Origin of the sequence: Demequina sp. B12 (genome assembly GCF_028823635.1) — a bacterium.
Taxonomy (GTDB): Bacteria; Actinomycetota; Actinomycetes; order Actinomycetales; family Demequinaceae; genus Demequina.
This window is the reverse complement of the sequence record NZ_JAPEHU010000004.1, coordinates 161028-173916: the sequence shown is the minus strand read 5'-3', so window position 1 is coordinate 173916 and position 12889 is coordinate 161028. Positions and strand designations below refer to the sequence as shown.

Genomic DNA, 12889 nt, shown 5'->3' with positions numbered 1-12889 from the left:
GGTCATCCTACTTGCGCTCCCTGCGTGGCCGAAATGACTTGCCTCACCCACGCCAAAACCTCGAGCCCTTCGACAGGTTTGCCGCCCACTCGAGCCGTCATCGGGGCCGGGACCAAGATCTGGCGGACTGCAGGCTTGATGAGCGTTCCCGGGTAAATCCGGGTCATCCGCATCGCCGCGGAGTCGGGCAGTTCGAGTGGACTGAAGCGGACGAACTTCCCCTGCGCCACGATGTCCTGGACACCGGTCTCGCGGACCTCGGTGCGCAGCTTCGCCACTTCGAACAGGTTCTCGACAGGCTCCGGCAGATTGCCGTACCGGTCCTGAAGTTCCTCACGCACCGCCTCAAGAGCGGAGGTGTCGGCGGCATCGGCAATCTTTCGGTACGCCTCCAGGCGCAAACGTTCGTGCTCGATGTACGCCTCTGGGATGTGGGCGTCGATGGGCAGGTCGATCGTCATGGGGGCGCGTTCCTCCTCACCCTCGCCACGGAACGACGCCACCGCCTCTCCCACCATGCGGATGTACAAGTCGAAGCCCACGCCCTCAATGTGGCCGGACTGTTCGGCGCCCAACAGGTTTCCGGCGCCGCGGATCTCTAGGTCCTTCATCGCGACTGCCATGCCCGCACCCAAGTCAGTGTTCGCGGCGATGGTCTGCAAACGGTCGTGAGCCGTCTCCGTGAGGGTGCGGTCCGGCGGGTACAGGAAGTAGGCGTACGCACGTTCGCGGCCACGGCCCACACGTCCGCGCAGCTGGTGGAGTTGGCTCAGCCCGAACTTGTCGGCCCGCTCCACGACAAGCGTGTTCGCGTTGGAGATGTCCAGGCCTGTCTCCACGATCGTGGTGCACACCAGGACGTCGTAGCGCTTGTCGTAGTAGTCGACAATTACCTGTTCGAGTTGCTTTTCGCTCATCTGACCGTGAGCCACGGCAATGCGTGCCTCCGGAACGAGTTCGCTGAGACGTTTCGCGGCAGACGTGATGGTCTTCACCGAGTTGTGGATGTAGAACACCTGGCCGTCGCGCAACAGTTCACGCCTGATCGCGGCCGCCACCTGCGGGTTCTCATGCGGTCCCACATAGGTGAGGATGGGGTGACGCTCCTCCGGCGGCGTCGCCAGCGTCGACATCTCACGGATGCCCGTCACCGCCATCTCCAAGGTGCGCGGGATGGGTGTGGCCGACATTGCCAACACATCGACATCAGTGCGCAGAGCCTTCAAGGTCTCCTTGTGTTCCACACCAAAGCGCTGTTCCTCATCAATGATGACCATTCCCAGGTTCTTGAAACGCACCTGGCCGGTGATCAGCCTGTGTGTACCAATGACCAAGTCCACTGAACCGTCGGCCAGCCCCTCGATGATCTCTTTCGCTTCCTTATCCGTCTGGAAACGCGACAGCGCCTTCACGGTGACGGGGAACTGCGCAAAACGATCCGTGAACGTGTCCACGTGTTGTTTCACCAACAACGTGGTGGGGCACAGCACCGCCACCTGAGTCCCGTCCTGAATGGCTTTGAACGCGGCCCGCACCGCAATCTCCGTCTTTCCAAAGCCCACATCGCCGCACACCAGACGGTCCATGGGCACGGAACGCTCCATGTCCCCCTTGACCTCATCAATGGTGGACAACTGGTCCGGGGTCTCCACAAACGGGAAGGCCTCTTCCAGTTCGCGCTGCCATGGGGTGTCCGGAGCAAACTCGCGGCCCGTGGTCGCCATGCGGGCGCTGTAGAGGCGAATCAGTTCGGCAGCGATCTCCTTCACTGCCTTGCGCGCACGCGTCTTGGTCTTGGCCCAGTCGGAGCCACCCATCTTGTTGACGGAGGGCGCTTCACCGCCCACATACTTGGTGACCTGATCAAGCTGATCGGTGGGAACCGAAAGGCGGTCCGCCGGTCCACCGCGCTTCGACGGCGCGTACTCAATCACCAAATACTCACGTTCAATGCCGCGCACATTACGCTTGGTGAGTTCCACGAAGCGACCCACACCATGAGCCTCATGCACCACAAAGTCACCGGTGCGCAGCTGCAGCGGATCCACCGCATTGCGCCTGCGGCTGGGGACCTTCACCTTGGGCCCCGCGGCCACCGCGGCACGCCCCGTCAGGTCCGCCTCGTGCATGACCAAAACGCGGTCGCCCTCGCTGAAGAATCCCGCACCCGTGATCTGCGGCACCACGGAGATGGCGCCCTCGATGGGCTCATACTCGGTCTGGACGCGGGCAGGGATGTCGGCATCAGCCAACTGCTCCGCAAGCCGATGCGCGGAACCCGTTCCCGCGGCCGTCACGACCACATGCCAGCCCTCGTTCAGGCGACGACGCAGCAGGTCGAGTGCCTCCCGCAGGCGACCACGGTGCCCCTCAAGGTCGTGCAAGGCGGTGCCCGCGGCATCGGCCCCACCGAAGGGCCCCATGGTGCTGACGGTGATGCCTCGCTCGTCGGCGGATTCACGCAACTGGTCCAGGCTCAGGAACGAGCCTTCGGAGGGCTCCAGCGGGCTGTCCGCCCCGGCCGCTGCCGACACCCAGGCTGCCGCCAGGAACTCGTCTGCCGTGCGGGCCAAGTCCTCCGCCCTACGAGCGAGTCGTTCGGGTTCCACCAACAGCACGCGCGTGTGGCGCGGCAGGACCTCCGGGAGCGGCTGCAGTCGCTCCACGAGTAGCGGAATCAGGGACTCCATGCCCTCGACTGCCTGACCGTCCGCGATGCGGGTCAGCATGTCCGCGGCAGTAGGCAACGTGTCCACCAAGGCACTCGCCTTGGCACGCACCGTGGGCGTCAGCAGGAGTTCACGGCACGGCGGCGCCCACAGGCGCTCTACCGGCTCCAAGGACCGCTGATCCGCGATGGAGAAGGACCGGATCGCATCTACCTCATCGCCAAAGAACTCGATGCGCACCGGGTGCGGATCGGTGGGCGCGAATACGTCCACGATGCCGCCACGGACCGCGAACTCGCCGCGCCGCTCCACCATGTCCACCCGCGTGTAGGCGGCGGCCGCGAGCGCCTCCGTCAACTCGGTGAGGTCGCGCTCCTCCCCCACGGCGACGTGGACGGGTTCCAGGTCTGCCAGCCCCGCCACAAGTGGCTGCAACAACGCACGGATCGGAGCCACCACGAACTCAAGCGGCGGCAGTCCCGCTTCCTTCTGGACCTCCTGGGGATGCACCAGGCGGCGCAGGGTGGCGAGCCGGCGTGCCACGGTGTCCGAGCGTGGGCTCAGGCGCTCGTGGGGAAGCGTCTCCCAGGCGGGCATGACGGAGATGCGCGCCGGATCGCGGAAAGCACTCAGGGCGGCGGCGAAGGTGTCGGCGTCCCCGCCGGACGCGGTCACGATCAGCACGGGTCCGCCGTCAGGGTCCCCAGCGGTGACGCTTTGCGCCGCGGCAATCGCGGGGCCAGCGGACGCGGGTGCGGTGAGGTGCGCTCCATCACCAATCGACGGCAAGGTCAGGTGCTGCAGCAGGCTGCTCAGTGGCTGGTTCACGCTTCTCCAGGCATGCCAAAGGACCGGAATTTCCGGCGTGCTCATCCTACGTTCCCAGGTGCGAAGCGTGTGCGTCAGGCCAGGGAACTTAGACTTGTGGATATGACCGATGCGCGCAGCGATGCGGAGCGACTGCTGCGTCGCTTCGCCTCCGACACCAACCTGCTCATCGCCGGACGACCCATGCGAGTCGCCGGTGAAGGGCCCGTGGCGGAAGCCCTCACCGGCATGCTTGCGGCGATGGGTGCCCGCGTCGACGTGACTGACGCCCCGGCCCACGCGGAGCGGGACCTCACCCGCGACACGGTCGTATTCGACATCGACACCGGCGCCATCACCATGGGCGGTGAGCCCACAGGCGGGCGTGGGGACGCTGCAGGCCGCCTCGACTTCGCCGCCGCACACATGCCCGTCTCCACCGCGATTGCCGCCGAACTCGCCCAACAAGGGACGGTGCGCGGCCTGTCGGTCGGGGTGTCGATGACGCTCGAGCCCAAGACTGCGAACTTGGCCCTGCTCTTGGCTCAGGCCGGCGCAACGGTCGCGGTGTACGCCCACCCGGACGAAACCGACACTGCCGTGGCACAGGCACTGCGTGACCGCGGGGTACCCGTCGACGCATCCGCCGAGGTCACCCCCGCGCAGGAGCTCGAGGCCGCGCTGCAGTTCATTGACCGCGGCTTCGATGTGCTGGTCGACGACGGCTCGCACATCACCCGCCTATCCCACGAACACCGCCCCCATCAGGTGAGCCGCTGGATAGGCGCCACCGAAGAAACCACCAGCGGACTCGCCCCCTTGCGCCATATGCAAGACGCGGGAGTGCTCGCCACGGGGGTGATCGCTGTGAACGACGCCATCACCAAGACCGGCTTCGACAACCGCTATGGCACCGGCCAAAGCTGCGTGCTCGCCATCGCAGACCTGTTGGCCGATGCCGGGGTATCTGTCCGCGATCAGCCCGCCCTGGTCATCGGGTATGGGCCGGTGGGAGTAGGCGTGGCCGCGCATCTGCGGGCACTCGGCGTGGACGTGTCCGTCAGCGAGATTGACCCGGCCCGAGCGTTGCTGGCACTCCACGACGGCTTCCGCGTCGACACCGCCGATGCCCTGGCTGAGGGAGCGCTCGTGGTGTCCGCAACCGGATGGCCGGCAACGGTCAGCGCAGACCTGACGGATGCCGCAGCCGCCGTCGCAGTCGCCGGCGGCGTGCCCGGCGAGATTGCCTGGCACGGTGCGCTCACACCCGTCGCACCCCATGTGGAACGCACCGCCACCGGAACCCTGATCGTGGACCGTGGCGGATGCATCAACGTCACCGCCGCAGAAGGCAACCCCATCGAGATCATGGACCTGTCTTTTGCGACCCAACTCGCGGCCATCGCAGAAGTAGTGCAAACCCGGCCCACCGTCGGTGTCCACCCCCTGTCAGACTCGGCGGTCACGCACGTCGCCGCCACCGCAGCCCACGTACGTGGCATCGCACTCGAACCTGGCGCGACCCGCGCATCGGCCGGAAGCACGGACTGGCGTTCCCCGCGCTACACCGTTGGCCGCCCACCCTTCCCCTCCCCTGACGGCTCTTAAGGAGAACCGATGGCAACGTTCCCCGTCACGCTGTACTCAGCGGACCTTGTCCTCCCCATCACCGCCCCACCCATCCTGGACGGCGCGATCGCGGTGCGCGGCGAACGCATCCTGCACGTAGGCGAACGCTCCTGGGTTGAAGCGTCCCTCGCAGAACGCGGCATCCCCGTCGAACATGTGCGCTGGCCCGGCGTCCTCATGCCTGGACTCGTCAACGCCCACACACACCTGCAGTACACCGGCATGGCGGAAGTAGCGACCCGCCAGTACAACGGGTTCGAAGACTGGGTCACCGGCTTCAACCCCGTGTACGCCCGCGCACACGACTGGGCTGCAGACGCGGCTGCCGGTGCGCAGATGATGATCGCCGCAGGCGTCACCGCTGCCGCGGACATCGTGACCAACCCTGAAGCCGCCACCGCGCTCCACGACGCTGGGCTAGCAGGAATCGCGTACTGGGAAGTCATCGACTGGTCCAACGACGAATGGCGCAAGCACGGCCGCGCAGAAGTTGAAGCAGCCCTGGACTCCATGCCCGACCGTCCCGGCTCCGGGCTCAGCCCCCACGCCCCGTACTCGCTTGAGATTGTGCCGCTGCTGGAAATCCCGGACATCGTCCGCGAACGTGGCCGCCGCATCCACATCCACCTAGGCGAATCCGGCATTGAACGCGAGTTCGAAGCGGACCTGGGGCCCTGGCAGTCACAAGGTCTGGGAAGCCTGCGAGAACTGCGTCAAGCGGGCTACGGCACCTCCGCCACGGACTACGTGGACCACTTGGGCGTGTTGGGGCCCGACTGCCACGTGGCACACGGCGTCTACATGTCCGAACGCGACCGCGCCATCCTGCGCGCACGCGGCACCACCGTGGCTCTGTGCCCCCGCTCCAACGAGATCATCGGCCTGGACAACCCACCCATCGCCGCCTACCTACGCGAAGGCAGCCCCATCGCAATCGGCACAGACTCGCTGTCCTCATCCCCGTCACTGGACCCCATGGGTGAAGTCGCGACGCTCATGGCGATCGCACGCAACCAGGGCTACTCCCACGACGACCTCGCGGAACGCCTCCTCACCGCCGCCACCTTGGGCGGCGCACACGCCATGGGAATCGACGAAGGCCCCCGCCGCACCGGCTACCTCGCAGTCGGCGCCATGGCAGACCTCGCGTTCTTCGACGTCCCCGTGACAGACATCCCGTCCACCATCCAGACACTCGCAGAAGCAGGCGACGGCCACACCGCCGCAACCGTCACCGCCGGCCGAGTCCGCCACACCACCGAACGGTTCCGCACCGAAACAGGAGTAACGGGATGAACGCCACGCCAACCACAGCATCGGCCCTGGGCCTGAAACCCCACCCCGAAGGTGGATGGTTTCGCCGCGTCTGGACCGGCGCCGTCCCCGTGGACACCGCCGGCGGGATCCGTCCCGCAGCCACCTGCATCCACTACCTGCTACCGCCCGGTGAAGAATCCGCCTGGCACGTGGTCAGCTCCGACGAACTTTGGCTGTGGCACGGTCCAGGCACGCTCGAACTGCGCCTGGGCGGCGAAGGCCAGCAACCGGCCGATGCTGTGGAAACCTTCATTCTGGGCCCAGACCTCACGGCTGGCCACGTACCCATGGCCGTCGTACCAGCGGGAACGTGGCAAGCCGCACGCCTCGCGGCGAGCGACGAGGTGCTCGTCAGTTGCGTGGTCAGCCCCGGATTCGACTTTGCCGACTGGGCGCTCGCCGCTGACCGTTAGACTTAACGGCGCTATCAGGGAGCGATCAGCGTCGACCCCGCTCCGCCTCACCTGAACAATCTGGAGAAAGCATGACTGCACGCACCCTGAGCCGCGCCTCCCTCGTGGCCGTCGCCGTGTCCGCCCTCGCACTCGCCGGCTGCTCGTCGGCCAGCGACGCTGACACCTCGGCAACCCCCACCGACGCCGCGACCGGAACCCCCGAGTCGACCGCGACCTCGACCGTCACCGGCGAAGCGCCCCTGGACACCGTTACCGACGGAGTCCTCACTATCGCTACCGGAAACCCCGTCTACCAGCCCTGGATGGTGAACGACGACCCCGCCAACGGTGAAGGCTTCGAGTCCGCTGTGGCATACGCCGTGGCAGAAGAGCTCGGCTACACCCCCGAGCAGGTCGTCTGGGTCCGCACGTCCTTCGAGTCGGCCATCGCGCCCGGCCCCAAGGACTGGGACATGAACATCCAGCAGTTCTCCATCACCGACGAGCGTAAGAACGCCGTGGATTTCTCCTCGCCGTACTACACCACCACCCAGGCGATCATCGCGGACGCCGACTCGACGCTTGCTGGCGCCGACACTCTCGCAGACCTCGCGGGCTACAAGCTGGGCGTGCCCTCCGGCACCACCAGCTACACCGTCGCAGAGCAGGAGATCGGCAAGGACGCCCTGGCCGTCTTCAACTCCGCAGAAGACACCGTCGCCGCCTACAACTCGGGCCAGGTTGACGCGTTCGTCATCGACCTCCCCTCCGCGTTCTACCTGACGGACGTCGAACTCGACAACGCGATTGTCGTGGGCCAGGTCACCTCGCGCCTGTTCGGCGACGACTTCGGCTTCGTCCTGCCCAAGGACTCGCCCAACACCGAGGCCGTGACCGCTGCCGTTGACGCACTCGACGCAGACGGCACCCTCGCTGCCATCGAAACCGAGTGGCTGTCGACCGCGGTCGACGTGCCCGTCCTCAACTAACAGGATCGCCGCATGACGGATGGAGCGCCGCAGGCGCATCAGGTCAGTGAGCTCGAGCTCGAACGTCGCCACTACCGGAGCAACGCCTCCCGGCGCTCCATCCTCATCGCGGTGACCTCCACGGTGGCCTTCGTGGCCGTCGTGTGGGTTGTCCTGGTCAACACTCCCGGCTGGGAGGACGTGAAGTACACGTTCTTCAACTGGGAAATCGGCAAAGACGCCTTCCCCTCGATTCTCGAGGGCCTGTGGCTCAACATCCGGGCGTTGTTCTTCGCCGCGATCGGTGTCGCCGTGTTCGGCACCCTGCTGGCGGTCCTACGTTCGCTGCGCGGCCCGGTCTGGTTCCCGCTGCGCGCACTCGCCACCATCTACGTCGATATGTTCCGCGGCGTACCCGTGCTCATCGTGCTGTTCCTGGTGGGCTTCGGCATCCCCGCGCTCGACATCTTTCCCCGCATGGACGCCGCCGTGTGGGGCACCATCTCCATCACGCTGTGCTACTCCGCCTACGTCGCTGAGGTGCTCCGCGCCGGCATCGAATCCGTGCACTCGTCCCAGCGCATTGCCGCGCGCTCGCTTGGACTCAGCCACGGAAAAACGCTGCGTATGGTCGTCATTCCTCAGGGTGTGCGCCGCGTGATTCCCGCCCTCATGAACGACTTTGTGTCGATGCAGAAGGATGTGGGCCTGATCTCCGTGCTCGGTGCCGTGGACGCGATCCGCGCCGCACAGATTGAGGTCGCTGCGACGTACAACTTCACGCCATACGTGATCGCAGCACTGCTCTTCATCGTGATCTCCGTTCCTCTGACCCGCCTGACCGACTACGTCGCCGCGCGCATGAACAGCCGCGAGCAGATCGGAGGCGTCGTATGAGCGTCCTCGACGTCCGCAACGTCTGGAAGAGCTTTGGTGACAATGCTGTGCTCCAGGGCGTGGACCTGACCCTCAACAATCACGATGTCGTGGTGTTGATCGGGGCCTCCGGCTCCGGCAAGTCCACCCTCCTTCGCACCATCAACCTCATCGAGCGTGTGGACGACGGCCAGATTCTGCTGTCCGGCGACGACATCACCGACCCCCGCATCGACACGGACGCCGTGCGCGCGCGCATCGGTGTGGTGTTCCAGCAGTTCAACCTGTTCCCCCACATGCGGGTCATCGACAACGTCACCCTCGCGGCCCGCAAGGTCCACGGAGAAGACGCTGACTCTGCCCGCGCACGCGGAACCGAGCTTCTGGAGCGCTTTGGCTTGGGCGAGAAGCTCCGCGACTACCCCGACCGACTCTCCGGCGGCCAGCAGCAGCGTGTTGCGATCGTGCGCGCCATCATGACGGACCCGGAACTCCTGCTCCTGGACGAAATCACGTCCGCGCTGGACCCCATGCTGGTCGGCGAGGTGCTCGACTTGGTTCGCGGGCTGAAGGACGCCGGCTCCACGATCCTGATGGCCACCCACGAGATGGCCTTCGCTCGTGAAGTCGCGGACCGCGTGGTGTTCATGCACGGCGGCAGGATCATCGAGGCGGGCACCCCGGAAGCGATCTTCGACAGCCCTCAGCAGCCGGAAACCCAAGAGTTCCTGGCACGCGTCACCCACCGCTAACAGCATCGGCGATGGCCGCCACCAGAGTGCACCTCTGCGCCCTCCCTCTTCCGTCAAATGGCTCCATTTAGCTGTTTTAGCTCACTAAAACAGCTAAATGGAGCCATTTGACGCGTACGGCGGCGGCGGGGCGGGGGCGGGCAGGTAAGCGCGGGCCGCCGCCACGTTTACTGCGGGTGCAACTGCCCTGACTCCGGGAGCTCAAACTCAGAGGTCTCGGCGATCTCCGTGGGCAAGGACGGCGTGATGACCGTTCCATCGGCACGCACCGTCCCGTGGAAGGCCTCCGCATCGGGGGCGCCCGGAATGCGTTCCCCCTGACCGTCCAACGGCACCTCAAGTTCCGACAACTGAGTCAGGCTGTGGCGCTCACCGCGGACATCAATAGTCAGGCCGGGGCCTTCCTCGATCGCGAACGCGATGGACTCTTCACGCACAGTCACCTTCACTCGGGTGCCTCGCTGCGTGAGCCGGAACGTCAGCGACGTCCAGCCCTCAGGCAGGCGGGGATCAAAGCGCAGCACGTCGCCGTGGTCGCGGAAGCCACCAAAGCCGTACACCAGTGCAGACCACACGCCACCGGTCGACGCCGTGTGGACGCCATCGGCGGCGTTGTCGTGAAGGTCTCCCAGGTCCACGTACAGGCTGTCCCAGAAGTACCGCAGGGCAAGCTCGTGGTAGCCCACCTCGGCCGCGATGATCGACTGCACCACGCCCGACAGAGTCGAGTCACCCGTCGTGATCGGGTCGTAGTACTCGAAGTCCTTGCGTTTTTGCTCAGGTGTGAAGTGCTCGCCTTGGAGGAACAACGCGAGCACCACATCGGCCTGCTTGAGAACCTGGAAGCGGTAGATCACCAGCGGGTGGAAGTGCAGCAGGAGCGGCCGCTTCTCCGGTGGGGTGTTCGCCAGGTCCCAGACCTCGCGCTCGTTGAACAGCGCGTCCTGCGGGTGGATACCCAGGAGGTCATCCCACAGCACGGCCATGCCGTCGGCAGCACGCGTCCATTCGGTGACCTCGTGCTCGGTGAGGTTGAGGCGGGCCACCATTTTGTCGTGCTGTTCGGGCCATCGGTCCTTGAGTTTCTGCACGGCTTGGGCGGCGCAGCGCAGATTGAAGCGGGCCATCACGTTGGTGTACAGGTTGTCGTTGACGACGGTGGTGTACTCGTCGGGGCCGGTCACTCCGTGGATACGGAAGGACTCCCCCTTGCCTTCCACCTTGCGCCAGAACCCTAGGTCCGCCCACATACGTGCGGTTTCGACAAGGATGTCGATGCCGTTGCGCGCCAGGAACTCGTCGTCGCCGGTGGCGCGCACATACTTGTCGATCGCATAGGAGATATCTGCGTCGATGTGATACTGCGCGGTTCCTGCCGCATAGTACGCCGATGCTTCCTCACCATTGATGGTGCGCCACGGATACAACGCGCCGTGCTGAGCGAGTTCACCGGCACGGCGCCGGGCTGCGGGCAGCATCTGGTAGCGGTAGCGCAGCGCGTTGCGGGCAATGATGGGCGACGTGTATGTGAAGAACGGCATCACATACACCTCGGAGTCCCAGAAGTAATGGCCTCCGTAGCCGGAACCTGTCACACCCTTCGCGGGCACTCCCAGCCCGTCACCGCGGGCGGCGGCCTGCGCCAGCTGGAACAGGTTCCAGCGCACCGCCTGCTGGATGTGGTCGAGTCCTTCGACTTCGACATCGGACCGGTTCCAAAAGTCTTCGAGCCAGCCGCGCTGGTGTTCGAACTGTGTCTCGACACCCTCGGCCTGGACACGGTCCAGGGTGCGGTGGCAGCGGTCGGCGAGTTCCCGCGGCGGGACCAGGCGGGACGTGTGATAGCTGACGACTTTGGTCAGGCTGAAGGTCTGGCCGGGTTCCATTCGGGTGCGGAACACATGCTTGGCGTAGTCAGGATCCACCTCCTCGACCATGTCGTACTTGCCGTCGTAGTCCACGGTGTGTTCCATCGCGGCGGCGAGAGTCATGTGGGAGTTCTTCGCCTTGTACCCCAGGACAACGCGGGGGCCATCGGCGTGCTGCAGACGCGGCTCCAGCACGCGTTCTTCCAAGTTGGAGCCTTTGCGCGGGTCAAGCATTCCGGAATGCACCGGTGTGGCACGGTACTCGTCGAGTCCCGCTTGGCGGTTGAGGAGTTGGGAGGACAGCGCGATCGGAGCAGCCGAATCCAGCAGTTCCACCTCGTAGGTCATGACAGCCAGGTGGCGCTGGGAGAACGACACCATGCGTCGCGACCGGACTCGCACGCGGTTACCTGAGGGTGTACGCCACAGCAGTTCGCGGGTGATGACGCCTTCGCGCATGTCGAGCACGCGTTCGTATTCGATGAGGTCAGCGGTGGACAACAGCAGCGGCTCGTCGTTGACGTACAGACGGATGATCTTGGCGTCGGGGACGTTGACGATGGTCTGCCCGGTGCGCGCGAATCCGTAGGCCTCTTCTGCGTGCTGGATGTCCCAGGTCTCGTGGAAGCCGTTGATGAACGTGCCGTGGGCGTGCGCGTCGTGGCCGTCTTCGACGTTGCCGCGCAACCCCAGGTATCCGTTGCCGACCGCGAACAGGGTCTCGGTCACACCCAGGTCATCCTTGGAGAACTCGTTCTCGATCAGTCGCCACGGGTCGACGGGGAACCTGAGCCGGTCCATGTAGTCCGGAGCCGAGGTGTCTCCGTTGCCACGTTGTGCCGCCTTCATGCCATCAACTCCTCAAGGTCGTCCACCACAATCTCGGCGCCACGCGCCAGTAACTCGTCCGCGCCCGCTCCCCTGTTCACGCCAACGACCAGACCGAAGTCGCCAGCCGCGCCCGCCTCCACTCCGCTGAATGCGTCTTCGATCACCACGGCATCGGCCGTCTCAACGCCGAGCCGCTGGGCGGCCAGGGTGAACATGTCCGGGGCGGGTTTGCCCGCGATTCCTTCTGCGGCGACCGTGTTGCCGTCCACGACCACGGGGAAGTACGTGCTGAGGGCCGATGCCGCCAAGACTTCCGTGGCGTTGCGTGAGCTGGAGACGACGGCCATCGGCACGCCCGTGTGGGCGAGGTGGAGTACGAGGCGGAGCGACCCTGGGTAGGGGTCAACGCCGTCGCGCCGCAGCACCTCCATGAACGCGTCATTCTTCACGTTGCCGATGCCGCACACGGTCTCGGTGCCGGCAGTGTCGGTCGGTTCTCCCCATGGCAGTTCCACGCCGCGCGACCGCAGGCATGCGTCCACTCCGTCATAGCGGGGCTTGCCGTCGACGTACGCAAAGTAGTCGGCATCGGTGTACTGCGGGGTGATGCCGTGGCGGTCAAAGTACTGAGTGAACATCGCAGCCCACGCCTTCATGTGGACCTCAGCGGTGGGGGTGAGCACCCCGTCAAGGTCGAACAGTGCTGCGGCGTAGGTGCGGTCGGGGGTTGCGGGGATGGTCCACTGGGCGGTCATGCTTACTCCCTTGAGGTTCGGG

At 65.6% G+C, this 12889-nt stretch carries 9 protein-coding genes; 6 read left to right on the top strand and 3 right to left on the bottom strand.

The genetic code is table 11. The features are described 5' to 3' along the window. Positions 1 to 2 precede the first annotated feature (2 nt). On the bottom strand, positions 3 to 3542 hold the full coding sequence (mfd, locus tag ON058_RS10185) for a transcription-repair coupling factor (RefSeq protein ID WP_274668939.1): 3540 nt from the start codon (positions 3540 to 3542) through the stop codon (positions 3 to 5). Positions 3543 to 3599: 57 nt separating this feature from the next. Between mfd and ON058_RS10180 the strand changes: the two genes are divergently transcribed. The 6 genes from ON058_RS10180 to ON058_RS10155 all read left to right on the top strand — a co-directional run bounded on the left by ON058_RS10180 (position 3600) and on the right by ON058_RS10155 (position 9413). After that, the gene (locus tag ON058_RS10180) at positions 3600 to 5084 is read left to right on the top strand and encodes an adenosylhomocysteinase (protein ID WP_274668938.1); all 1485 of its coding nucleotides are present in this window, start codon (positions 3600 to 3602) and stop codon (positions 5082 to 5084) included. 9 nt (positions 5085 to 5093) lie between these two features. Next, complete coding sequence (locus ON058_RS10175) at positions 5094 to 6401, top strand: amidohydrolase family protein (RefSeq protein ID WP_274668937.1); 1308 nt, start codon at positions 5094 to 5096, stop codon at positions 6399 to 6401. After that, the gene (locus tag ON058_RS10170; protein WP_274668936.1) at positions 6398 to 6835 is read left to right on the top strand and encodes a cupin domain-containing protein; all 438 of its coding nucleotides are present in this window, start codon (positions 6398 to 6400) and stop codon (positions 6833 to 6835) included. The genes ON058_RS10175 and ON058_RS10170 overlap by 4 nt, the downstream gene beginning before the upstream one ends. Before the next feature lie 71 nt (positions 6836 to 6906). After that, the gene (locus ON058_RS10165; protein WP_274668935.1) at positions 6907 to 7806 is read left to right on the top strand and encodes an ABC transporter substrate-binding protein; all 900 of its coding nucleotides are present in this window, start codon (positions 6907 to 6909) and stop codon (positions 7804 to 7806) included. Between the two features lie 12 nt (positions 7807 to 7818). Beyond that, positions 7819 to 8682 carry an amino acid ABC transporter permease gene (locus ON058_RS10160; RefSeq protein ID WP_274668934.1) on the top strand — a complete coding sequence of 288 codons (864 nt, stop codon included), beginning with the start codon at positions 7819 to 7821 and terminating at the stop codon, positions 8680 to 8682. After that, a complete protein-coding gene (locus ON058_RS10155; protein ID WP_274668933.1) occupies positions 8679 to 9413 on the top strand; it encodes an amino acid ABC transporter ATP-binding protein in 735 nt (244 codons plus the stop codon). Before ON058_RS10160 ends, ON058_RS10155 begins: the two co-directional genes overlap by 4 nt. 167 nt (positions 9414 to 9580) lie before the next feature. Here ON058_RS10155 and ON058_RS10150 read toward each other — a convergent pair whose 3' ends face one another. Both ON058_RS10150 and ON058_RS10145 read right to left on the bottom strand, forming a co-directional pair. Continuing rightward, positions 9581 to 12130: a glycoside hydrolase family 65 protein gene (locus tag ON058_RS10150; protein WP_274668932.1), complete on the bottom strand. Its 2550-nt coding sequence runs from the start codon at positions 12128 to 12130 to the stop codon at positions 9581 to 9583. Continuing rightward, a complete protein-coding gene (locus ON058_RS10145) occupies positions 12127 to 12867 on the bottom strand; it encodes an HAD family phosphatase (RefSeq protein ID WP_274668931.1) in 741 nt (246 codons plus the stop codon). The genes ON058_RS10150 and ON058_RS10145 overlap by 4 nt, the downstream gene beginning before the upstream one ends. Between the last annotated feature and the right edge of the window lie 22 nt (positions 12868 to 12889).

Bases quoted from the DNA above. Each gene is read 5' to 3' on its own strand.
- mfd (WP_274668939.1), bottom strand. From the start codon at position 3,542: ATGAGCACGCCGGAAATTCCGGTCCTTTGGCATGCCTGGAGAAGCGTG.
- ON058_RS10180 (WP_274668938.1), top strand. From the start codon at position 3,600: ATGACCGATGCGCGCAGCGATGCGGAGCGACTGCTGCGTCGCTTCGCC.
- ON058_RS10175 (WP_274668937.1), top strand. From the start codon at position 5,094: ATGGCAACGTTCCCCGTCACGCTGTACTCAGCGGACCTTGTCCTCCCC.
- ON058_RS10170 (WP_274668936.1), top strand. From the start codon at position 6,398: ATGAACGCCACGCCAACCACAGCATCGGCCCTGGGCCTGAAACCCCAC.
- ON058_RS10165 (WP_274668935.1), top strand. From the start codon at position 6,907: ATGACTGCACGCACCCTGAGCCGCGCCTCCCTCGTGGCCGTCGCCGTG.
- ON058_RS10160 (WP_274668934.1), top strand. From the start codon at position 7,819: ATGACGGATGGAGCGCCGCAGGCGCATCAGGTCAGTGAGCTCGAGCTC.
- ON058_RS10155 (WP_274668933.1), top strand. From the start codon at position 8,679: ATGAGCGTCCTCGACGTCCGCAACGTCTGGAAGAGCTTTGGTGACAAT.
- ON058_RS10150 (WP_274668932.1), bottom strand. From the start codon at position 12,130: ATGAAGGCGGCACAACGTGGCAACGGAGACACCTCGGCTCCGGACTAC.
- ON058_RS10145 (WP_274668931.1), bottom strand. From the start codon at position 12,867: ATGACCGCCCAGTGGACCATCCCCGCAACCCCCGACCGCACCTACGCC.